Source organism: Brevibacillus porteri, from assembly GCF_003013475.1.
Lineage (GTDB): Bacteria > Bacillota > Bacilli > Brevibacillales > Brevibacillaceae > Brevibacillus > Brevibacillus porteri.
In genome coordinates this window covers 41,614-62,951 of the sequence record NZ_PXZO01000031.1, presented here as the reverse complement: position 1 = coordinate 62,951, position 21,338 = coordinate 41,614, and the positions used below count along the sequence as shown (strand labels likewise).

The window sequence follows — 21,338 nt, the reverse complement described above, 5'->3', positions numbered from 1 at the left end:
TCCAGTCGTTCCAGTCGTTCCGGTTGATCCTGTCGATCCAGTTGCTCCAGTTGCTCCAGTTGCTCCAGTTGCTCCTGTTGCTCCAGTTGCTCCTGTCTCTCCAGTCGTTCCCGTGGTTCCTGTTGTTCCTGTTGTTCCTGTTGTTCCAGTGACTCCGGTTGATCCGGTTGATCCGGTCTCTCCGGTGGTTCCCGTGGTTCCCGTGGTTCCAGTTGATCCTGTCGATCCGGTCTCTCCCGTTGCTCCGGTTGTTCCCGTTGCTCCGGTGGTTCCGGTGGCTCCCGTGGCTCCCGTGGCTCCCGTGGTTCCCGTGGATCCAGTTGCTCCTGTTGCCCCGGTCTCTCCGGTCTCTCCGGTGGTTCCGGTCACTCCGGTTGATCCCGTGGTTCCCGTGGTTCCAGTTGATCCAGTTGATCCGGTGGTTCCAGTTGCTCCGGTCTCTCCCCTTGCTCCAGTTGTTCCTGTCTCTCCAGTGGCTCCGGTTACTCCGGTCTCTCCCGTTGCTCCAGTTGTTCCCGTGGCTCCGGTTGATCCGGTGGTGCCAGTGGCTCCGGTCGTTCCGGTTGCTCCGGTCTCTCCCGTTGATCCGGTGGCTCCGGTCGCTCCCGTGGCTCCAGTCTCTCCCGTTGATCCGGTGGTTCCAGTCGTTCCTGTGGCTGCCGTCTCTCCAGTTGTTCCCGTGGCTCCGGTTGGTCCGGTCTCTCCCGTGGATCCAGTCTCTCCAGTAACTCCGGTCTCTCCCGTAGTTCCTGTTGCTCCAGTCACTCCGGTGGTTCCGGTGGCTCCCGTTGCTCCTGTCGTTCCTGTGGCTCCGGTTGGTCCGGTCTCTCCGGTTAATCCAGTCTCTCCAGTGGCTCCAGTCGCTCCGATCTCTCCGGTTGTTCCCGTCGCTCCAGTTTCTCCAGTTGCTCCGGTGGTTCCAGTTGCTCCAGTCTCTCCCGTTGGTCCGGTTGGTCCGGTGGTTCCAGTCGCTCCAGTCGTTCCAGTCGTTCCGGTGGTTCCAGTGGTTCCAGTGGTTCCGGTTACTCCGGTCTCTCCCGTGGATCCAGTTGCTCCCGTGGCTCCGGTGGTACCAGTTGCTCCTGTCGTTCCGGTTACTCCGGGTTCTCCGGTTTCTCCCGTTGCTCCCGTGGTTCCGGTGGCTCCGGTGGCTCCGGTGGCTCCGGTGGTTCCGGTCGCTCCCGTGGATCCGGTTACTCCGGTGGTTCCCGTCTCTCCAGTTGTTCCCGTGGCTCCGGTTGGTCCAGTCGCTCCGGTTAATCCAGTCTCTCCAGTGGATCCGGTGGCTCCAGTTTCTCCAGTTGATCCGGTGGCTCCGGTTGATCCAGTCGCTCCCGTGGTTCCAGTGGCTCCCGTCTCTCCCGTTACCCCGGTGGCACCTGTTGTTCCTGTTGTTCCTGTTGTTCCGGTGGTTCCTGTCTCTCCTGTTGCTCCGGTGGTTCCAGTCGATCCGGTTGATCCGGTTACTCCGGTCGCTCCCCTTGATCCGGTTGATCCGGTTGATCCGGTGGTTCCGGTTATTCCCGTCTCTCCCGTTGAGCCAGTTGCACCAGTCGCTCCTGTTGTTCCAGCTACTCCGGTGGCTCCAGTGGTTCCCGTCTCTCCTGTTGCTCCAGTCGTTCCACTTGATCCGGTCTCTCCTGTTGATCCAGTTGCACCAGTCGCTCCTGTTGTTCCAGTTGCTCCAGTCGCTCCGTTCTCTCCAGTTGCTCCAGTTGCTCCAGTTGCTCCGGTCTCTCCGGTCTCTCCGGTGGATCCAGTGGTTCCCGTTGGTCCGGTGGCACCAGTTGATCCGGTAGCTCCGGTAGCTCCGGTCTCTCCTGTTGTCCCAGTCGCTCCGGTGGTTCCCGTTGATCCTGTTGTTCCAGTCGCTCCCGTTACTCCGGGCTCTCCCGTTGATCCAGTGGCTCCGGTCTCTCCTGTTGCCCCAGTCACTCCGGTTGATCCCGTAGTTCCAGTTGCTCCAGTTGCTCCTGTTGATCCCGTGGATCCAGTCACTCCGGTTTCTCCCGTTGCTCCTGTGGTTCCAGTTGATCCAGTTGCTCCCATGGATCCAGTCGATCCCGTTGTTCCCGTGGATCCAGTCACTCCGGTTTCTCCCGTTGCTCCTGTGGTTCCAGTTGATCCAGTTGCTCCCATGGATCCAGTCGATCCCGTTGTTCCCGTCGCTCCAGTTGCTCCGGACTCTCCCGTGGATCCGGTTGATCCAGTGGTTCCCGATGATCCGGTCTCTCCAGTCACTCCGGTGGTTCCAGTTGTTCCAGTCTCTCCCGTTTCTCCAGTGGCTCCGGTGGTTCCGGTCTCTCCCGTTGCCCCAGTCACTCCGGTTGATCCCGTAGTTCCAGTTGCTCCAGTTGCTCCTGTTGATCCCGTGGATCCAGTCACTCCGGTTGCTCCGGTTGCTCCGGTGGTTCCGGTGGTTCCAGTCGTTCCAGTTGTTCCGGTGGTTCCGGTTACTCCGGTCTCTCCCGTGGCTCCAGTCGATCCGGTGGTTCCGGTCTCTCCCGTGACTCCAGTCGTTCCGGTCGATCCCGTGAATCCAGTAGCTCCAGTCGCTCCAGTCGTTCCGGTGGTTCCAGTGGCTCCGGTCTCTCCGGTGGATCCCGTGGTTCCAGTCGCTCCAGTTGATCCAGACTCTCCCGTTGATCCAGTTGTTCCTGTCACTCCTGTGGATCCTGTGGTTCCAGTGGTTCCAGTTTCTCCAGTCGATCCGGTTGTTCCAGTTGATCCAGTTACCCCGGTGGCTCCGGTCTCTCCGGTGGTTCCAGTGGCTCCGGTTACTCCGGTCTCTCCCGTTGCTCCGGTGGCACCAGTCGCTCCAGTGGTTCCAGTGGTTCCAGTGGTTCCAGTGGTTCCAGTGGTTCCAGTTGATCCGGTGGTTCCCGTGGCACCAATCGCTCCGGTGGCTCCGATTGTTCCGGTCTCTCCTGTTGCTCCGGTGGTTCCAGTCGCTCCTGTTGTTCCGGTCTCTCCCGTCTCTCCTGTCTCTCCCGTTGATCCTGTTGTTCCGATAGTTCCGGACGCTCCCGATGCCCCCGTCTCTCCTGTTGCTCCGGTTGATCCAGTTGCTCCGGTCGCTCCGGTAGCTCCAGTTGCCCCCGTCACTCCTGTTGTCCCAGTCGCTCCCACTGTTCCAGTTGATCCGGTTTCTCCAGTTTCTCCAGTTGCTCCGGTCTCTCCCGTTGCCCCAGTCGCTCCAGTGGATCCCGTAGTTCCAGTTGATCCGGTTTCTCCAGTTTCTCCAGTCGCTCCCGTGGTTCCAGTTGCTCCCGTTACTCCAGTCGCTCCCGTGGTTCCAGTGGCTCCGGTGGCTCCGGTGGCTCCGGTCGTTCCGGTGGTTCCGGTCTCTCCCGTTGATCCGGTGGCTCCCGTGGTTCCGGTGGTTCCAGTCTCTCCTGTTGTTCCTGTTGTTCCAGTCGTTCCAGTCGTTCCAGTCGTTCCAGTCGTTCCAGTCGTTCCAGTCGTTCCCGTTGATCCGGTCTCTCCAGTTACTCCGGTGGTTCCGGTGGATCCGGTCTCTCCAGTTGATCCGGTTGTTCCCGTTGTTCCGGTCTCTCCAGTTACTCCGGTGGTTCCGGTGGCTCCAGTCTCTCCAGTTGATCCGGTTGTTCCTGTTGTTCCTGTTGTTCCTGTCGATCCAGTCGCTCCCGTTGCTCCTCTCGCCCCAGTCGCTCCCGTCGGACCTCTCGCTCCAGTTGCTCCCGTCGGTCCAATTGGCCCTGTTGGCCCGGTAACCCTCTTTACCGGACATTCAGAAGCATCCAGCACCGCTTCCAGCTTCTGTTGCAAAAGCAGGTCTTGCTTTGTCGTTGCTTCGAGCATGTCCCGCACACTCTTGTTTAACGCGAGCAAATCCGAAATGGTGGCTCCTGGTCCAGATAGCCCGGGAATTGTCCCGAGTGCATACTGAATTTTTTCAGCTTCCGCATTTAAAATATGACTAAGCCCCAACTCTTCCATAGCTAAAGAAGACAACATTAAATTGAGCGCATCGTCACGCCCTATCTGAATAGTCGGGGTGATATTCGGTATATTTGGAAATGACATGATTCTCCTCCTCTTTGAAAAGGATGTTTCCCCTCCCTCATGAGTTGTTACACAAGAAGCCGTGGCATACTGTTTTCCCAATCACCTGAAAAAGTATTGGACAAAAAGAATGACACTTACAGACAACTGCGAGAAAATAGAAGGAGAAAGGAAACCGTTGCTCATTCATTAGAGGAATCAATACGAGGAGTAATCGTTATTGAAGTGCTTTACGAAACCATAAACGGGGTCTTTGTTTTCATTCATCCTCTTCCTCCAAAAAAGAAGCCATCCCCCTTAATCTAAAAAGGGATTCCAACAAACTGACATGCAGCTCTTACCAGTAACGGATGGAGAATCTCCTTCTTTAATCAACGGGGATCGATTCCATTTTTGTAGAGAAGACCCGTGCAAATAACAATTTCCCAAATACAATACCTACAACCAAGAAGGAGTATAGCCATCTACTGTTCTACCCAATCCAGTTGCTCCAGTTTTGCAAAATAAGCTTCGTTGTACGCTACACTTGGATGCGTCGGGTAATACAGCTTTGCCATGTCGTGATGAATTTTTGCCTTTCGTTGATCCCCGATCCGATCGTAGCAGTAGCATAGTTGTATATGCGGCAGCCACGTCCATGCCGATTCATCTACCTTCCCCATGGAACTGTGTGGCCGCTCCAATAATGTCGCTTGCCGGTACCAATAAATGGCCTTCGGGAAATCCTGCTTCTCCACAAAAAAAGCCCCCATCCTGCAGCAAATCTCCGCACGCGGAAGGTCAATCGCAAGTGTCCTGGTCAAAGATTGAATCTGTTTTTCAGGTTGCTTCAAGTGAGCGTAACACTCTGACTGCTTCTGACACGCCCATATTTGATCCTCGATCCAACCCAAACCTCCGTCCAAAAACAACTGATACTGCTCAGCCGCCTCTTCGTACCTCGCATGATCGAACAATTCATTTGCAAAATAAAATTGGTCACGCGGATCAAAAACTTCGCCTTCTTCCTTGCGCCTTACATAGATTTGCAAATTCCGGTCTGTATACGGCTTATTTTTTTCGTGAGTAATGGCGATTTCACTGTGCAGAATTTCCCCCGCGACAGCCAAATACTCATGGACCGCCCCATGCCAAGCAAAGTTACACTTCCGTCTGACGAGGCGATTTCTTCGCAAATAGTGAACGGGCTTCCCTCGCTCATCTACCATTAAGTGGTACGGCATCGAGACACTGTCGTAATCAAAATTGTCTAAGGCCTTCAGTGCTGCAAATCGTTCCCTATCCACTTCCAAAAGCACATCATCCGCATCCAGCCAAAAAATGTACGTCATCTTGGCTTGCGCAAAAGCAAAGTTACGAGCTGCTGAAAAATCGTCCACCCAGGTAAAATCAAACAGATGTGCACCATAGGTCAATGCAATTTCTTTGGTTCGATCGGTCGACCCTGTATCGACAATGATGATTTCATCCACCAAATCGTAGACCGTCGACAAGCATCGACCGAGTGATTCTTCCTCATCCCGAACGATCATGCACAAGCTAACCGTGAACATGCAGATCGCCCCCTCCCCAGAAAATCATTTTCTCAACATCCTATTTCCTTCCTTCCCCCTTTATGTATCCGTACTTTCATAACCATCACCTCGCACGAATATGGTGTACCAATATGTTCTACAACACCGAAAAGAAGGTGATCATCCGAATGAGCCCGCCTCTCCTTTCCCTATGCATGATCGTCAAAGACGAAGCAGACCAGATCGAAGCTTGTCTGTCCAGCGTGCATATGGTGGTAGACGAGATCATTGTTGTCGATACAGGATCAACCGATGGTACACAGGATATTTGTCGGAAATACGGAGCGAAAGTTCTGGAGATTCCTTGGGAAAACAGCTTTGCGAAAGCGAGAAACGCCGGATTGCAGGTTGCCAAGGGAGAGTGGATTTTATGGCTGGATGCGGATGAAATCGTACAGGAAGAAAAAACGGGGGTGCTTCGTCAGGCTGTGAGTGCGAGCAAAGGCGACGCCTTTTTTATGAAAATGATCCATTACACTGGATCGCAAAAGGTGCAAGCTTCGTACCACTCCGCCTTCCGATCCGGGCAAATCCGCTTATTTCGTAACAAAAAAGGGTTCCGATTTGTGCGAGACATTCACGAAGTGCTTCAATGGCCGACCACCGTTTCTAGGGATCTCGCCGTCCCTTTGCTACCTGTACATATCCACCATCTCGGATATATGGAAGATGCCGTTCAACGAAAACAAAAAGCTTTGCGCAACTTGAGGCTCTTACGTCACGAAAGAAAGCAATCCAAACAAGACCCGTGGTGCGATTACCATCTCGCAAACGAATTTTTTCGCGCTAAACAATTGGAGCATGCATTTACACTAGTGAATCAAGCAATGAAAGGCTTTTTGACCACTAAACAACCTCCCCCGTCTATTTGCTACAAGCTGAAATTCGATATTCTTTTCCAGCATGGCAGTATGCGCGGAGCATGGCCGGGGATTGCACGAGCTATTCAAATCTACCCCAATTACGTAGACCTTCATTTTTACAAAGGCGTTTTCCTGTTGGAGCATGGTCTGTATGCCGAGGCGATAAAGGCTTTCGAGTATTGCTTAGAGATCGGGGACAATCAGTGGGAGCATTTTAGTGAGCAAGGAATGGGGAGCTTTTACGCTTTTCACTTTTTGGGACGATGCATGGAGCGCATGGGCAAGGCACATGAATCCCTTGTCTACGATTACACAGCAAGCTCCCTCCATGCTTCGCACTTCGCACAAAAGCGAGAGGTGGTGCTATGAGCGTGAAAACAAGTGTGCTAATCGGAAGTCCAGTTTGTCAGAAACCAGATGTTCTCCGGATGTTTTTGTTTTCGTTAGAAAGGCTATCGACCTCAAACTTGACGTTGCACTATTTGTTCGTAGATGACAATATCGATCCACTTTCGAGCAAAATTCTTCAAAACTTTGCAGAAAAACACACGCAACAGGTCGACATTATCCCCGCTGCTGGCAGCCTGCATCCTTACACATGCGATGAGACGACCCACTACTGGAGCGACGCACTCGTCTGGAAGGTCGGTGGATTCAAGGACGAAATGATCGCCCGCGCCAAACACCATGATTACGACGCCCTCTTCCTCATTGATTCGGATTTGCTTCTCCAGCCAACTACTTTGGAAGTTTTGCTCGCTTCTGACAAACAGATCATATCTGAAATCTTCTGGACGAGCTGGACACCAGATACTGTCCCCGTCCCACAGGTGTGGCTCAAAGACGAATACACCCAATTCGAATGCGCACGCCATGAACAAATTTCCTTAGAAGAACAATACTTACGGAAGTACGCTTTCTACGGACAACTCCGTGTCCCCGGCGTATATGAGGTAGGTGGTTTAGGGGCTTGCACCCTCATCCGCAGAAAAGCGCTGCAGGCTGGCGTCAGCTTTAAGCAAATTCCAAATCTGAGCTTCTGGGGCGAGGACCGTCATTTCTGCATCCGGGCTCAGGCTTTGGGTTTGTCCCTTTTTGTGGATACACACCATCCCGCTTTTCATCTCTATCGGGAGAGTGACTTTGCGGAAGCGCGAACCTGGATGAAGCAAATCTACGGCTCCGCTCCTTTACGCGTCAAAACCACTCGCTCTCCTGTCGTCAACAATACAATCCCCCTTGGAAACTAAACCATTATATGGTATATTCATTCCACGTCTATTTGGATGGAAAGGTACGGTAACTACGTATGCCAACAACTACTTTGTAATGGCCTAAAAAACTGGATAGCTGGCCCTTCGGAAAACAAACTGTTTTTCGCACAGGTGCAGTCTGCCCTTTTTTCCCATTACAAAGGAACGTAACGAAATCTGTAGGTGTTTATCCTGACGGAGGTTCGCTATGGGGAATCTCCGTTTTTTTGTGTCCCAAAAAAACAGGCCTGCCTACAGGACATCCAAATAGCAGGTGCGTTCCTTTCACTTTTTACACGAGGTGAAGGACCATGCATATCATCGAGCATACGTGGGTTTTACGTGAAATTCATGAAAATCAGCCAGTGCGGCGACATTGCAGCAATTGCGGGCGAATCGTTCTCTTTTTCGATACCAACATCCGCCGCCACAACGCTAACGGCAAAAACATCTATCGCTTCGCTATCTATAAATGCGAAAAAAATCATACGTGGAACGAAAAGCTAGCCATCTACAAAGCCTTTACGGATCATCGGGAGGTGCCAGATACGGAGTTTAGTGAAGAAATCGCGCCGCTGCCTACTCTCCCCTTGCATGAATACCAGGAAAAGGGCGTTCAGGAAGTGACGATTCGCATTGAGCGCGCAGAAGCTCGGTTCAGACTCGACAAGCTGCTGTCTGAACAGATAGAAGGCTGGAGCCGCAGCGAGATTGTCCGCAAGATCAAGGACGGGCATATTCGTCTGAATGAGCAGGAGACGAAGCCAAGCGCTGTATTGAGTGCAGCAGATATCATTCAGATTTTGATTGAGTAAAAGTATGTATAGAAAAGTCGCAGACGGGATCTGCGGCTTTTTCTTTTATTTCTTTAATACGACCATTTTTCTCGGCTCGTCCCACTCCACTTGCAATCCAAGTAAGGCGGCAAGCTCTCTTGTTTTCGCAAAAGTAGTTCCCTGGTCGTTTACATAGGGGACTTCCTGTCCGTTCACGGTCACTTTTTGCGTGGAAGGCTCCCATTCCACTGCTCCACCCACTGCCTCCGCAATCATTCGGATGGGTACATAGGATACATCATCGATTAATTTTCCAGTGGAAGTAAGTGTCAGCTCAACTGCGCACTTATCCACAACAGGCTGTGGTTTTTGTGGATAAGCTGTGAGAAACCTGTGGACATCCTGTTGAAACTTTGCCCATGCGTCCTTCGCTGACATGCCCGTATATGTTTGAGCGGTCGTATTGACGACAAAAAAGGCCGGACAGTTTTTGCCCGTAATGTCGTAATGACGCCACAGGTGCTCGACTCCCCAGCCATGTCGTTTCAAGATATCCGCAGTCAGTGCCACTGTTTGCTCGTACATTTTCTCATAGCTTCCATCTGCATTGACGCACATTTCAATCCCAATCGTGCAGTTGTTCGGGTAGTTGCTCAATTTGCTCAAGGCGGCCTGTGAATAAGTTTTCGCCCCGACGTGGTAGCCCATCTCGTCCTCGGGCAGACAGCGAATGATTTGTTTGTCGTCTACGATGTAGTGTGCGCTCGCGACTGTCGTTGGTCTGTTGAAGTAGTTCCGGTTGGCGGCGGCATTTGCACCGCTGCGCTCATTGGCCGTCCAGTGGATGACGACTCCTTTTGGGACGATCTTCTTTTTGGGGCGGGAATTTACGTTGGTCAGAAGCATCTCGGTGATTTTCATTGTTTACTAGGACTCCTTTCGTTTGGCTCGCTCAGCCTTTGCCTTGATTTCGGCACTGACTAATTTCTCGACGGATTTGGGCATCGGCCAGCCTGCGCGGTGGGCATTGGCGGTTAGGCTTGTCCAGGTGTGGTAGATGAGGCCGAAGGTGACACCGTAGAATAAGAAGCCTGGTGTGCCCATGACGCGGTCTAGGAGATTGGCTACGGCTGGTAGGGCCATGAGGAATAGAGTGCGTGGGATTCGGGACAGGCCGTAGTCGGATGAGTAGGATTGGTCTTTTTTGGCGGCGGAGATGCCTGTGATCCAGTCGAGGGCGATTAGGAAGAAGAGGACGATTAGGATGTCTTGGCGGTTGGTGCCGTATAGATAGTGAAAGGCGGGCGACACGATTGCACCTGCTGTTGTCGCCCAGGCGTTTGCTGGGGTTGTTATGTTTTCCAAGCTTTGAATAAACTTCATCTGGTCATCCTCCTCACCCCCTGGGGGCAAAAGTAAAAGGAGCCACATTAGTAGCTCCCCATGAAAAACGCCCTCTCCATTTTGGAAAAGGCGCTCTATGCGCTTTGCTGTGGTTGTGCCATGATCTCTGTTTTTTCTGGTTCGGTGATATAGTTTTTGGAAACTGCTGTAGTCAATTCCGTTTCTGTCCATGCCCCACTTTCCCAACGCATTACGCAATATGGATACAATTTGCTTTGCATGATAAATCCCTCCGTTTTCGTTGCTTGTTTTTATCCCAATAAGAGTGCATCTAGTGCATCCTGTGTTATTTTTAGCTGCGCTTCCATTTTTTCCATCTTTTCTTCTGCCGTCAATGGCCTATCCGTATACTCATACCACAATTCTTTGGTTTTTGGATTGACGTATAGGTTGTGCAGTTTTCCCTGTTGCGCTTCCGGCTCTGGAATCTCCCCAACCTCTAAACATTCCGCTAAATCCTGTGGATCAAATCCAGTTGTGTTATATAGTATCGATGCAACAAATGCCTTTGTTTCGCTTTCTTTCTTGTAAAAAATAATTGCCATCTTGTTTGCCCCCTTTATTTGATGGTATATGATTGTTCCCACCATGACATCAATCTGTTTCCGGCGAAAACAAAATCCTCGTTCTCTTTAAGGAACTTACCAAATCGTGAATTAGAGCCGCCGGAAATCGGTGATGCGTTATTGATAACCGACACATAGCCGTTTGCTGGTGAGTTCAGTACCATAGCGTTGTTCAACCCAAAGATGTACAAGGTTGTTTTATCTTTGTTCCATGTGAGGTATGAAGCGACTTCACCTTGTGGCAAGATATAAGCCACTCCGTTAGCTCCCAATCTTGTGCATTTGTAAAGATACGAATGAGACGAAAAACCACAAAAGACATAGTTTGCGTCTATTTGGATTCCCCATACCGGCGCATTGTACCCCGTGTTTATATTTGTCAATTGTGAGCCTGTGAAGGAATGCACGTAAATGAAACCATTGGCGCTACCTATGAAAATCTGCTGTGCGGATTCATCGACAACAAAAGAATATACCTCCCTCGAAGCGCCAGTGTTGATTGATCTAATTTTATTCCCTGCCTTGTCGAATACATCAAAGGTCACAGAGTCGGCATCGTAAGCAACCCACAAATAACCTGTAGATGGATCACGCCACAAAGAGACTCGTGTATTGTTCATTGACCTTGTAGAAGCTAAATCCCAAACAACCCCTCCACTCGGATTCATCTTGCGAAGAATAGCCAAGTATGGAGAGGAGGACGTGGCAACTAAAACGAAATAAATGTTGCCGTCCTCGTCGATTTCTAAATTGCGGCCGAATCTGGCGGTATCGAAATTGTACGGACTCCTTTCTGTGCCCGGTGCTTTCGTCCACTCAAACGACCTTGTTGCATCGTCGATTTTTTTAAGGCCGATCACGGTAGGTTCGTAAATATACGTCTTTTTGTTCTTTTGATCGGAAACCAACCAACAATCTCCACTATTCGTGGTGTCCGTTTGCATTTCCGGTGATTTTACCATTTGGAAAGTCACTTCTGATCTCTTTAACTTTGTGCCTTTCCTGTACTTACCGACTCCAACGCCATGAGCCGCTAGTAAGTTAGCTATATTCATTGTTTAATCCTCCTTCCTTATCCGAATGATGTGTAGTCCCCGTCACCGTCATAAGCAATTGGGTGGTTGCCAGAGTACGCCTCCGTTACCCCGTCATCCTTGTATCGCTTGATCGTCATTGACGGGTAGTTTCCGTTTGCGTCAGGCGTTCCGTTCAGTATGGTTCGCATAAAAAGAGTCGTTCCGTCAGTTCTGTAGTAATCAACTTGTCGGAACCTGCCGTTTGCGTCCTTTAAACTGCGGATGGTCTTGTTCAATCCGAGCATATCAAACCGCATAAAGCGAGCACTTGCCGAATTTTCGTCAAAATTTGCTAAGAATCTAAGTCCGTCCTCACTAACCAAATCGAATCGATTCCCGTTTGAAAGAAGCAATGTTCTTACGTCGGTTTGTTCGCGAAGTTTCGTTCCGTTTGTCAATGATATCTCTCCGACAGCATCGATTGTTCTCCCGGCGATGTGCAGAGCTGTTTCGGTAAACGTAAAGCTTTTCGTCCAGTCCCAATCTTCTCCATCAACTGTACCAGACGGAGCGATAACGAAATCATTACTGTTTTCTGTTTTGTGTATCACCCAACTCTTTCGTCCTGCTGCCTTGACGATGAACGGAAGAAAGCTAGTGCTTTTGATCGACCCTGTGAAATTCGCTCCACTTTCTAGCGCATATTGCGTGTGCGGGTCGGCAGCTGCAGTATGAGCATCCAATTTCGCTTGAGTACCTGTAGCCTCACCAGTAACGCTGAAAGCTCCTTTCCCTTGAACATCCAACCGAGGAATCTTATTTGCCCCATTCGCAGCAACTTCCGTTTGCTTAACAAACATATCCTTCGACACGATGTTTCTACTATCAACCGAAGTAATGATAGAATTCGCATCGGTGGCAAAGTACCACAGTTTGCATTTAGCATCGGCGATTGCCTGAGAAGGAGTGTTTTTCAAAACCCCATCTGAATCCAAGTAAATATACTGACCTTGCGTGGCACTTAACTGAATACTCCCTGCATTTACTTCAAAACGCACACCATTTACATAAGCCACCCCTTCTGTCCATTGAGCTGTTAATCCACTTGCTGAAAACTCCAATCCTGAAATCACCGGACTACCAATTACTGTCTGCGCCAAGGCCTCAGTAAGTACTTGCGCGTCAGCAATCCCTTGCTCCATTTTATTCATCCGTGTCGCCGTTACCTTTGTTCCCTGCTGTACTACATCCCCCGTTACGGGGTCAACAATATGGTCAACCCAGCTCGTCTTTTGATAAGTCACTTATACCACCTTCACTTCCAGAGAAAATTCAAAAGCAACCAACAGCCCGCTGTCACCCTTTACCACCTGCATGTTTTTAATGGCTAGAGCGTTGCCCTCACTATCCACTAATACCACGGACTGAATGCGCCCTTGTGCCTGTACATCGTCTAAGTAAATATATTTGGTTACTTTGAAGCCATTTTTTATTGTTTTGTAGATCGGATAGGATCGTAGCGTACCGTCTACGTTAATCAATGCCCCGTTAATCTGATTACTTAAATCATCTCGCAACAATTCTAGTAACCGATTTTGAATGATAGCCAAGCCTTACACCTCCCCTTCTGGATACATCATGTTTGTTAGCGGATAGTTCACCGCATGAAAACGGGTAGCCTCAGCAACCTGCACCGTTTCTCGGAAAATGCGTCCTTCCATGTCGTCTTCAGGGTAGACCATTCCACAGATTGGATATTCAACCTCAATAAACCGAGTTGGAGCCGAAATAAGGATATCTTCACCTCTGCTGTTAACTGCCACCCTGCTACTATTGACATGCAAAGGCCGTATCCACTCAAAATCCTTGGACAATCCAACAGCATTAATTGGTTGTTCCGCTGAGAATTCGAAAACAATCTCCTTATTCGGGAAATCCTCTGTTACTTTCTCTAGCTCTCCAGCAGCTTGCCCCATTGCTTCTAGTACAGGTAAAGTAAATGGCGACCTAGCCCAATGCTTTCTTTGAATGTTTTTACGTCGCTCTTCAATGGTCTGCAATTGCTTACTGCCAAAGTAGATCCAATCCCAAACATCCAGTCCCCAGGTTGCTGACCATGGGCTAAACTGTTGCAGGAGGTCCTCGCGCTGAGAATGGAAAGCATCTACCGCTGTACCCGCACCTTCCAAGTGGTATTCCGCCACTTCATTCTCATACCATTGCGGCGGCAGCATCCGCCGATAGCGCTCTGGAATCATGTCGTCACCACCACGGTTAACGTCGCCACAGAATCAGCAGGTACCGTCAAGTTCACTTCCCCGTCATTTAAGGTGTAACCTGTAAAATCCGTCACGCCATCCACGAAAAAGAGCGCACCGATCTGCTGGTATACGATCTGCGAACGCCCTTTTAAATAGGTTTGGATTTGCTTGATGATCTGTTCTTGAATCTTTGCCAAATCTGCATCTGGACGCGTAATCACTTTGACATTAACAGCTACCGGAAACACTTTTGCAGGATGGATTTGGAGATCGTGCAGCGCACGTCGCTTGTCTTCCAGCTTCGTCCGTACTTGTTGTGCCAGCGCAGGTGTAGCTGACTGACCAGCCAAGTCCGTAATGTACACATCAATAGACAAATCGTGTCGTGCTTTCTCGACGGCGACTGCTCCCCCTACGCCCTCAACATTTCGGGTCCACCGTTCATAGTCTTGCCTGCGTCCGTCCCCTTCTTCTGTTCGAGCCCTGTCGATCAGCCTTTGTCTGTAGACATCGTCCTCTTCTGCCACATTCCTTTGCAGTCCAAAGAATACGCCGATTGCATCCAAAAACTCTCCGTCCGCCCAAGGAAGGAATCTCTGTAGAAATCCATATTCCAAAAGCTGCTGCTGATCGCTGATTTCCTCCGCAATCGGGTAGCCCAGATCATAGTAAATTTCCCCTTCCTCCGTAGCAGGCGGCGTATCTCCGCGCTGCTCAGCCAATTTTGCCATCCGGTTCGCCATCCGTTGATAAATCTGGTCAGCCGTCTCCCGAAGTATCGGCATCTCCGGCTTCTCTAACGTTGCCATGCATCCACCTCCATTCTCGTCGAACCACGCGTCCCAGCAATCTCCACATGCAAAATAACCCGATTTCCCTCAAAGCGGATATCGAGCACCTCCGCGCGTTCAATCTCACTGTGCGCTTCCAGCGCTTCTTGCACCTGTGCCTTAATCACAGACAAGGACAGCGCAGACCTCATCCTCCCTTTGTCGGACAAAAAATCCACGCCATACCGCTCCGAGTAGATCGCATAACGGAACCGCCTCGTATGGAGGATCTTTTTCACCGTCTCCTCCAAGTACTCTACGTAAGTCGTAGTGCGCAAATATCTGCCATCTGGTCCCTGCCTCAGCTGCTTCGTTTCCCAATCGAACCGGTATGTCCACGGAATGGGCAGCTCGGTTCCTTGCGCTAATATCTCTTCAGTCCCTAGCAATTGTGGAAACATCATTCCACCACCCCAAGCAGGAGGTATTGTTCGTTGTTGCATCGAAACAGAGCTACTTTTTTGCCCACATCTTCTTGCATCAATCGGGCAGAACGCAGTACAGACAGCTCATACGGCTCCAAGGGTGTCGGGTCCTCATCCAACTTTACAGACAAGGGCGAGAGCGACAAAAGCTTGCCGAATTCCCCCTGTGTGTTCTCGATGCCGTCCTGTGCGTGCCCTCTCAGTTTTGCAATGACGGAATGCATCCCTTACGTCCTCCTTTCCAATTGGAGATCCATCGTGTATTGACCGCCCTGCCAACGCGCTTGGCAGTTGGTGACGATCCAATCTGTGATGGTTTTATTGTCCTTTTCCATAATCTTGATGAGCCAGCCCGCGCGAAGTCTCGCAGCATTTTCATCCTCGTGCTTGACCGAAATGGACCTTGTCTTGGGGATTTTGGACAACTCCGCAAGCTGCTTGGCTGCCAATCCAGCCACGCTTTTGTCCTCTCCTGCATCGATGACTTTTTGCATGCGTCCTATTTGTTTGACCAGGCTATCATTTGATTTCGTTGCACTGCTCACCACTCGATCATCCCGGTAACGCTCTGCTGTCACAACGGTGTAAACCTCCTCGATGCTCTCACCCGTCGAACTGCTTGAGAGCAAGCTCGCCTTGAACATCGGAATGATGCTGTTTTTCCCCTCGGGGAGTACCGTCAGCTTGTCTCGCTGGTATTGCACAAAATAGCGGATGCCTGTCTTTTCATACGCTTGCTCGGTTAGCGATGTAAAGAGTGATGTATACGATTGAGCCGGTATTCTTTCCTTGATCGTAAAACCGAACGCCGGGCAGCTAAAATGGATACCTGCCGACTTGATGATTCGTGCAAGCTCTGTCCCTGCATCTCCATCCAGCTTGAGTCTGGAGATTTCGTTTTTTTGCAAATACCAGCCAAGTTCGTATGCTATTGCGGATAAATCTCCTGTCCGATCATCCCGGTCAAAACGAACGAGCGGGCCATGAAAAAGCTGCTGGGATTCTTTTAACTCTGCACCTGCAAAGAGCATCAAAAAACCCGCCGATTGCAGCGGCGGGCCTTCTTTGATTCTCACATCACAGTTTTGAGCAATTTGTCCCCTGGCCGAGGACCAGGAAAGCTCGGTAACGGCTGGGGTCAGGTCATAGCGGGTCTGTTCTTTTCCGTAAATGACTTTCATTTCGTCTGCCCTCCGTTACATTCTATTTTCTCTTTCTAGCTTTTCGTGAATCTCTCTTTTCCTGTCTTCCAACCTTTTACTGTCTATCCGTGGGGCCGCTTGCTGCTTCTGCGTCTTCTTTGCTACCTTCCCGCTCGTATTCGGACGAGCTGGCTGCTGTCGCGTGATGACCGCCCCCGGGGATAGAAGCTGCGTCTGATTGCTCCACGTAATGAATTCATCTTTGACAAACAGCGGCAGCTCAATCGAGCCGTGAAAATCGACGTTTTTCCCATGAAATTTGCCGTCACATGGCCCGATGAGCACATTCCAAGCCAGATCAAGCTCGTCAATAGTCAAAAGTGCTTCTGAACCCGTTAAGCGATCCAATCCAGCAAGCCACTGTCTGGGCCCTTGATAACCCTGTACCTCGACATAGGGAGCCGTTCTGTCTCCGGGTAAGATGAAGTCAAAGGAGATAGACTTTGGGCGTCTGGAAGAGATGCGATTACCGGACAATAACGTAATCGATGTCGAGCTTTCGATGTCGTTGCCATAGCCGCGAAACTGGATTTCCGCAGGAGTTACCGGAAACGTCAGCCTGTATTTGCCTTGTAGACGGATCATGTCGTTACCCCTCCCCTCGTCTCTATTGCATCCAGCAGGGAGCGCTCGATGATGTCCTTGATTCTCTGCGCGACAGATGGATCACTGAGCATTTTTAACATGGTTGGGATATCTTGCAATACACCTTGTACGTGCAGTGGAATCGATACTTGCGGAATAGCAATGGAGACAGGCTGCGGATTTCCGGTTGAGTTGCTGATAGGTGAGTGATTCGGAACAGGAGGACCTGCTTGAATTGGTGGTTGCATAGTTGCAGACTGCGCAGGAGTCTTGTCCTGCCACCATGACTTGATCCCATCGTATAGGGCTCCACCCGCCATTGATCCACCCATGCCACCAATAAGTCCACCAACTATCCCCCCGATTGCTGTACCAATCCCAGGTAACACCGAACCAATAACTGCTCCAGTAGCCGCTCCCGCTGCTGCCCCTCCCCAGCCACCAAGTGCTTCTGCCCCTACTTGTGCTGCAGTATCCAGCTTGTTCGCTGAGCCTGCAATAGCTGTGACGCCTAATAAAGTTCCCAGAAGAGGAACCCTTCTGAGTCCTCCTTTCAGCAATTGTTTCCAGCCACCTTTGCTGGCAGCTTTACCAGCCTCAGCATGATTGCCGCCACTATCTGGTCCGGGCTGATTTCCTGCAGAAGAGGTAGTTGGCGCACTGTTTTGGTTTTGGTTTTGGTTTTTGTTTTTGCCGTCAATTTTCCCCGCTTGTCCTTGAGGACCGTCACTATTCGAAGCAGATTTTTCTCCTGTTGGAGGGCGGTGATCCGGAGAACTTTTTTTCTTTGATTTCTTTTTAGAAGAAGGGCTTTGTGTGCCATCGCAACAACAGCAGCAGTCTTTTCCACCAGTCGCTTCTTGAGGAAACTTTTCTTTGGTTGTCCGAAGATCTTTGATTTTTCTCAGTTGAGATATTATATGGTACAGAGCACTGCCAAGGATTAGTAATCCTCCGGTAAAAATCGCAGTACTTTTTATCGACTCGTCCAAAGAGTTAAACGAGCCCATTACTCCTTCAGCTGCTTTCGAAATCCCTGTATTTATCCCAGACATTTGTTCTGCGTACTGAGTCGCGATCTCGATGGCCTCGTTTCTCGCCATCGCTTGTGCCTGCCCAGGTTTAAAATAAACATCATTCTGTGCGGACAGTTGATGCGCATTCACCGCTTCATTCCCGACTTTATATGGGCTCTCTTTCCCCATTTCCGGCACAAAAGCCCCTGTAGTTATATCTTTTACTTCTCGCAGACCCTTCGCCACGTCAACTCCGGCATCGCCTGTCAAAGTATCGAATGCACTTTGTTGTAACGTCTTATCCTGGATGCTAGAAAAAGTCATCAGGAGTTTTCCAAGGGCGATATTTATTGTTTCTTTCTCCCCCGTTGCGAGACTTCGATTCAGCGTTGCTATATCTTGGGCAGCCTTGGCCTTTGCATCCTTCTTATTTTGAGCCTTGTAATGCTTCTCAAGGATTGCGGCGAGATCACCATTATCCGACATCTTCATCGCATTCTCATACAACGCACCATACGTTTTAAAATCATTCAAAAGGTTCCCGATTGAGACAAAGGTAGCGGACATTTTTTCAGGCGTATTCAGCAAATTGCCATTCTGAAGGTTGAAGTGAGCCATAGACTCCACAAATTTTCCAGTCGCGGCTCCCCCTCCCTTGTTGCTTAAATACTGAACGGCATTTGACTGCCTAACGGTACTTTCATCACCAGTAGAAATCTCAATGGAGCTCATCATTTTCATGATTTCATCTTCCGTAAACCTCGTCGTATTTTTCAGCATGCCTGCTTTTTCTGCGTACTTTAAACCATTGGATGCATGCACAAGTTCGGCTTTGGCGATGAGACTGTATGCTTGATCTTTCTTTATATCAGGGTTGAGCTCACGTATGGTTATGGAAGTCTCTTCTATCTTCAGGAGTTGCTCCTTACCTTTGCCACCAGCTTCAAAAAGTGTCTTTTCTCTTTCTGTCGCCTGAGCTTCTTGGGCAACCGAACTCAGCGTTGTTCCAACAGCCTTTTCGATCATGGGAGTTAGTGAGCCCAGGAGTCCTTTTGCGAAATCGTCATATTTACCTACTACTCCACTATAAGCATCAAACGTTTCCATCATTGTTCCTGCCATTGTTTCACCTCCTTGTCCTCCCAGATGTCTACACTCAGCAAAACCCGAAAAAAGCCGGGAGACCTACCCCCCAGCTCTTTCCTCGTCCTCCGCCTCAATCATCTGACAAGCAAAAATAAACAGCTTCTGCTTGTACAAATCGACTTCGTACTCGAGTAGATCCGACGGGCGGCCTCTGCCTTTTAAAAAGGCGCGGCAAATATGCCAGGCCTCGCCGTCAGATCGGATTAGTTTTTTGCTTCTTCAATAGCTTCTTCTTCCGTCTGGGTTGCATTGACTTCACGGACCGCATTGAGCAGCTTGGTGTATCCCTCTGGATTGTCGCGGAAAACTTTCTCGACGAGCTCGTACTTGGTGCCGACCTTGTACGCTTTCTTCAGCTCTTCCTGATTCCAAGGAAAATCGTGCTCGGTGGCTTTCACCAGACGTGCATCGTTGTACAGGAACCAATCCGTTTTCTCGCCTTTGTCAGCCATGCGTTCGCAATCGCGCAGCTCGGACAAATTCAGTTGGCGAACCTTCCATTCGTCACCGTCGATGGTTACGGTGATTTCTTTTCGCGATGCTTGTTCATTGGCTTTGGCCAAAAATTTCTCGAGTTTGTTTTTGTTCATATGCAAGCACTCTCCTATTCCGTGTAGGTTGGCAATTCATCCAGGTAGTCCGGCTTTTCGATGGACATCCCTTTCAGGTCGTAGGTCGCGTGATCGTTGCCGTCTGCTTTGGCTTCCCACAGCGTAATTTCGTCTGGGTTCAGCACGATATTGGAAATGCGGACGCGTTCGGAGTTGCCCGCTTCCTTGTCCAGTGTCTCGCCGATCAGGAATGGGAGGACTGGGGTCTTGCCTTGCGTCAATTGATCGACGCAGTAGTATTTCAACGCAGCGTTGGTTGCGGTAATTTTCAACGTCACTTCTACATGCCAGTCGTTGACGGTCTGGATTTTTCCTTTTTGCAGACGGTTCGTGTCACCGTACTCTACCTTGAGGACCATTTTGCCTTCCAGGGTACCGAAGATCGGGTCTCCGTTTTCATCGTAAATTTGGCAGTTCTTCAGTTTAATATCGCGTGCAATAGCCAATTACAGCACCTCCCAGTCAATGTCAAAGTATTCGATGGCATCAAGCGGCTTCGCAGACAAGAGGAAACCACGGCGATCCCCGATGCCGTTCTTTTGATCCGTAAATGTCCAGCCTGTATCAATCGCGCCCTGCTGCTCGCGGACGGTCAGGTACGCGTTGACAGCAGAAACAAACACCGCGCCGCCCAAATCGTTGTTGCCGAGCTTGCCTTTGTATTTCTTGCCGACTTGGCTGATGTCGTTGACGATCTGATCCAACGTCATGCTGACACGGATTTTTCCATAGTCCTCGCGCTCATGCGTGCCTAGCACCGCCAGCGTATTCACGGCGCTCTCGATGATGTACACATCTCCGTCGCGAGTTGCGATCAGCGTACCAGAGCCGAGTGCGCTCAAAATATCAGTGTGCCCCCAATCCTTGAGCGCTTTTTTCAATGGAACGACGACGGCCGTCAGCGATTCATGCGCAGGTGTCGCGGCAATCATACCCGCTACCCATGCGGCCCACACCAGGCTGCCGTATACTTTTCCGTTGTTGTGTTGACCAGCAATGGCACTATTCACGACAAAACGGGCATTTTGCGCCACAGAACGCTCGATGTGCTTCGCCATGTTCTCGTCATCCGCCACCTTGCCGCCGATCACCAGCGTGCTGAGCTTCTTATTTTGTGTGCGACGATCGCTCATGAATTGTTTCGCTGCCGCTTGTACAGCCGCATCATCAAAAGGTAGATACATCGTGTCAAAATCAGCACCGGAAACCGCCATGAACAGCTTAGTCGAGTCAGCTGGTGTCAGCGCTACTGTGCCACTTTTCGCTCCTGTCAGCGCTGTTTCTGGCACGATTGTAACGGCAGTCTCGCCCAGCTTTTTCACACGCACGTAGTTGGATTGGCTTGTTTTCGCTACCAGCTCATTCGCATCCGCAAACGAAAACTTCTCGGTTTGCAGAGGGCCTGTTACTTGGAGTTCTTTTTTGCCTGGCTCGGACGTTGAGGAAGTGATGGCAACCTTCAGCTCGTTACCCACCAAGCCTGGATACAGAGCCTCGACTCTGATCGCATCGGCTTGCTCATACGCTGCTTTTGTGGCTGTGCCATTCGTCATGCGGTATGCGAGAATCGTCGCGCCGCCTTCTGCTGCCAGCTCCACGGTATCGACCTTGCCAAATGTCTGAGCAAGTCGCTCCTCAAAGCTACCCAGCTTCACCAGCTCATCTGGCGCACCCCACTCTGCTTGATACGGCACCAGTACGACTCCGCTCTTCGGTACTACACGTTCTTTTGCTTTTGCGATCAATTCGACCGTTACACCCGGACGTTCACGTTGAATGGTCAT

General features: G+C 50.4%; 22 protein-coding genes. 3 read left to right on the top strand and 19 right to left on the bottom strand.

Annotation, left to right across the window (positions count from 1 at the left end; all coding sequences use genetic code 11):
- Positions 1-4,047, bottom strand: a 4,047-nt coding sequence (locus C7R92_RS16785) for an alpha-helical endospore appendage domain-containing protein (protein ID WP_208636215.1), incomplete at its 3' end; no start/stop codon positions are given.
- Positions 4,048-4,490: 443 nt separating this feature from the next.
- Complete coding sequence (locus tag C7R92_RS16780) at positions 4,491-5,579, bottom strand: glycosyltransferase family 2 protein (protein WP_106835047.1); 1,089 nt, start codon at positions 5,577-5,579, stop codon at positions 4,491-4,493.
- Positions 5,580-5,728: 149 nt separating this feature from the next.
- Between C7R92_RS16780 and C7R92_RS16775 the strand changes: the two genes are divergently transcribed.
- From C7R92_RS16775 to C7R92_RS16765, 3 genes are all read left to right on the top strand, one after another.
- Positions 5,729-6,832 (top strand): glycosyltransferase, encoded by a 1,104-nt coding sequence (locus C7R92_RS16775; RefSeq protein WP_106835046.1) that lies wholly within the window; start codon positions 5,729-5,731, stop codon positions 6,830-6,832.
- Complete coding sequence (locus C7R92_RS16770) at positions 6,829-7,713, top strand: hypothetical protein (RefSeq protein WP_106835045.1); 885 nt, start codon at positions 6,829-6,831, stop codon at positions 7,711-7,713. Before C7R92_RS16775 ends, C7R92_RS16770 begins: the two co-directional genes overlap by 4 nt.
- 314 nt (positions 7,714-8,027) lie before the next feature.
- On the top strand, positions 8,028-8,531 hold the full coding sequence (locus tag C7R92_RS16765; RefSeq protein WP_069851878.1) for a S4 domain-containing protein: 504 nt from the start codon (positions 8,028-8,030) through the stop codon (positions 8,529-8,531).
- Positions 8,532-8,576: 45 nt separating this feature from the next.
- Here C7R92_RS16765 and C7R92_RS16760 read toward each other — a convergent pair whose 3' ends face one another.
- From C7R92_RS16760 to C7R92_RS16680, 17 genes are all read right to left on the bottom strand, one after another.
- Entirely contained in the window at positions 8,577-9,413 is an 837-nt protein-coding gene (locus C7R92_RS16760; RefSeq protein WP_106835044.1) for an N-acetylmuramoyl-L-alanine amidase, read from the bottom strand.
- 6 nt (positions 9,414-9,419) lie between these two features.
- Positions 9,420-9,875: a phage holin family protein gene (locus C7R92_RS16755; RefSeq protein ID WP_106835043.1), complete on the bottom strand. Its 456-nt coding sequence runs from the start codon at positions 9,873-9,875 to the stop codon at positions 9,420-9,422.
- Positions 9,876-9,970: 95 nt separating this feature from the next.
- Positions 9,971-10,117 carry an XkdX family protein gene (locus tag C7R92_RS16750; RefSeq protein WP_106835042.1) on the bottom strand — a complete coding sequence of 49 codons (147 nt, stop codon included), beginning with the start codon at positions 10,115-10,117 and terminating at the stop codon, positions 9,971-9,973.
- 30 nt (positions 10,118-10,147) lie between these two features.
- Positions 10,148-10,441: a hypothetical protein gene (locus C7R92_RS16745; protein ID WP_106835041.1), complete on the bottom strand. Its 294-nt coding sequence runs from the start codon at positions 10,439-10,441 to the stop codon at positions 10,148-10,150.
- Positions 10,442-10,455: 14 nt separating this feature from the next.
- Positions 10,456-11,517 (bottom strand): NHL repeat-containing protein, encoded by a 1,062-nt coding sequence (locus C7R92_RS16740; protein WP_106835040.1) that lies wholly within the window; start codon positions 11,515-11,517, stop codon positions 10,456-10,458.
- Positions 11,518-11,534: 17 nt separating this feature from the next.
- Entirely contained in the window at positions 11,535-12,782 is a 1,248-nt protein-coding gene (locus C7R92_RS16735; protein ID WP_106835039.1) for a hypothetical protein, read from the bottom strand.
- A complete protein-coding gene (locus tag C7R92_RS16730; RefSeq protein ID WP_106835038.1) occupies positions 12,783-13,088 on the bottom strand; it encodes a hypothetical protein in 306 nt (101 codons plus the stop codon).
- 3 nt (positions 13,089-13,091) lie between these two features.
- On the bottom strand, positions 13,092-13,736 hold the full coding sequence (locus tag C7R92_RS16725; RefSeq protein WP_106835037.1) for a putative phage tail protein: 645 nt from the start codon (positions 13,734-13,736) through the stop codon (positions 13,092-13,094).
- Positions 13,733-14,548 (bottom strand): baseplate J/gp47 family protein, encoded by an 816-nt coding sequence (locus tag C7R92_RS16720; RefSeq protein WP_106835036.1) that lies wholly within the window; start codon positions 14,546-14,548, stop codon positions 13,733-13,735. The genes C7R92_RS16725 and C7R92_RS16720 overlap by 4 nt, the downstream gene beginning before the upstream one ends.
- Positions 14,536-14,970 carry a DUF2634 domain-containing protein gene (locus tag C7R92_RS16715; RefSeq protein WP_106835035.1) on the bottom strand — a complete coding sequence of 145 codons (435 nt, stop codon included), beginning with the start codon at positions 14,968-14,970 and terminating at the stop codon, positions 14,536-14,538. Before C7R92_RS16715 ends, C7R92_RS16720 begins: the two co-directional genes overlap by 13 nt.
- Positions 14,970-15,218: a hypothetical protein gene (locus tag C7R92_RS16710; RefSeq protein WP_106835034.1), complete on the bottom strand. Its 249-nt coding sequence runs from the start codon at positions 15,216-15,218 to the stop codon at positions 14,970-14,972. Before C7R92_RS16710 ends, C7R92_RS16715 begins: the two co-directional genes overlap by 1 nt.
- Positions 15,219-15,221: 3 nt before the next feature.
- Positions 15,222-16,175, bottom strand: a complete 954-nt coding sequence (locus tag C7R92_RS16705) for an XkdQ/YqbQ family protein (RefSeq protein ID WP_106835033.1) — start codon at positions 16,173-16,175, stop codon at positions 15,222-15,224.
- A 15-nt stretch (positions 16,176-16,190) separates the two neighbouring features.
- Positions 16,191-16,781: a hypothetical protein gene (locus tag C7R92_RS16700; RefSeq protein WP_106835032.1), complete on the bottom strand. Its 591-nt coding sequence runs from the start codon at positions 16,779-16,781 to the stop codon at positions 16,191-16,193.
- Positions 16,778-18,919, bottom strand: coding sequence for a hypothetical protein (locus C7R92_RS16695; RefSeq protein ID WP_106835031.1), 2,142 nt, complete (start codon positions 18,917-18,919; stop codon positions 16,778-16,780). Before C7R92_RS16695 ends, C7R92_RS16700 begins: the two co-directional genes overlap by 4 nt.
- 227 nt (positions 18,920-19,146) lie before the next feature.
- Positions 19,147-19,533, bottom strand: a complete 387-nt coding sequence (locus C7R92_RS16690; protein WP_106835030.1) for a phage tail assembly chaperone — start codon at positions 19,531-19,533, stop codon at positions 19,147-19,149.
- Between the two features lie 14 nt (positions 19,534-19,547).
- Positions 19,548-20,000 carry a hypothetical protein gene (locus C7R92_RS16685; RefSeq protein ID WP_007723453.1) on the bottom strand — a complete coding sequence of 151 codons (453 nt, stop codon included), beginning with the start codon at positions 19,998-20,000 and terminating at the stop codon, positions 19,548-19,550.
- A complete protein-coding gene (locus tag C7R92_RS16680; RefSeq protein ID WP_106835029.1) occupies positions 20,001-21,338 on the bottom strand; it encodes a phage tail sheath subtilisin-like domain-containing protein in 1,338 nt (445 codons plus the stop codon).

Excerpts from the sequence above, each read along its gene's own strand:
- C7R92_RS16780 (WP_106835047.1), bottom strand. The coding sequence starts at position 5,579 with ATGTTCACGGTTAGCTTGTGCATGATCGTTCGGGATGAGGAAGAATCA.
- C7R92_RS16775 (WP_106835046.1), top strand. The coding sequence starts at position 5,729 with ATGAGCCCGCCTCTCCTTTCCCTATGCATGATCGTCAAAGACGAAGCA.
- C7R92_RS16770 (WP_106835045.1), top strand. The coding sequence starts at position 6,829 with ATGAGCGTGAAAACAAGTGTGCTAATCGGAAGTCCAGTTTGTCAGAAA.
- C7R92_RS16765 (WP_069851878.1), top strand. The coding sequence starts at position 8,028 with ATGCATATCATCGAGCATACGTGGGTTTTACGTGAAATTCATGAAAAT.
- C7R92_RS16760 (WP_106835044.1), bottom strand. The coding sequence starts at position 9,413 with ATGAAAATCACCGAGATGCTTCTGACCAACGTAAATTCCCGCCCCAAA.
- C7R92_RS16755 (WP_106835043.1), bottom strand. The coding sequence starts at position 9,875 with ATGAAGTTTATTCAAAGCTTGGAAAACATAACAACCCCAGCAAACGCC.
- C7R92_RS16750 (WP_106835042.1), bottom strand. The coding sequence starts at position 10,117 with ATGCAAAGCAAATTGTATCCATATTGCGTAATGCGTTGGGAAAGTGGG.
- C7R92_RS16745 (WP_106835041.1), bottom strand. The coding sequence starts at position 10,441 with ATGGCAATTATTTTTTACAAGAAAGAAAGCGAAACAAAGGCATTTGTT.
- C7R92_RS16740 (WP_106835040.1), bottom strand. The coding sequence starts at position 11,517 with ATGAATATAGCTAACTTACTAGCGGCTCATGGCGTTGGAGTCGGTAAG.
- C7R92_RS16725 (WP_106835037.1), bottom strand. The coding sequence starts at position 13,736 with ATGATTCCAGAGCGCTATCGGCGGATGCTGCCGCCGCAATGGTATGAG.
- C7R92_RS16720 (WP_106835036.1), bottom strand. The coding sequence starts at position 14,548 with ATGGCAACGTTAGAGAAGCCGGAGATGCCGATACTTCGGGAGACGGCT.
- C7R92_RS16715 (WP_106835035.1), bottom strand. The coding sequence starts at position 14,970 with ATGTTTCCACAATTGCTAGGGACTGAAGAGATATTAGCGCAAGGAACC.
- C7R92_RS16710 (WP_106835034.1), bottom strand. The coding sequence starts at position 15,218 with ATGCATTCCGTCATTGCAAAACTGAGAGGGCACGCACAGGACGGCATC.
- C7R92_RS16705 (WP_106835033.1), bottom strand. The coding sequence starts at position 16,175 with ATGAAAGTCATTTACGGAAAAGAACAGACCCGCTATGACCTGACCCCA.
- C7R92_RS16700 (WP_106835032.1), bottom strand. The coding sequence starts at position 16,781 with ATGATCCGTCTACAAGGCAAATACAGGCTGACGTTTCCGGTAACTCCT.
- C7R92_RS16695 (WP_106835031.1), bottom strand. The coding sequence starts at position 18,919 with ATGGCAGGAACAATGATGGAAACGTTTGATGCTTATAGTGGAGTAGTA.
- C7R92_RS16690 (WP_106835030.1), bottom strand. The coding sequence starts at position 19,533 with ATGAACAAAAACAAACTCGAGAAATTTTTGGCCAAAGCCAATGAACAA.
- C7R92_RS16680 (WP_106835029.1), bottom strand. The coding sequence starts at position 21,338 with ATGACCATTCAACGTGAACGTCCGGGTGTAACGGTCGAATTGATCGCA.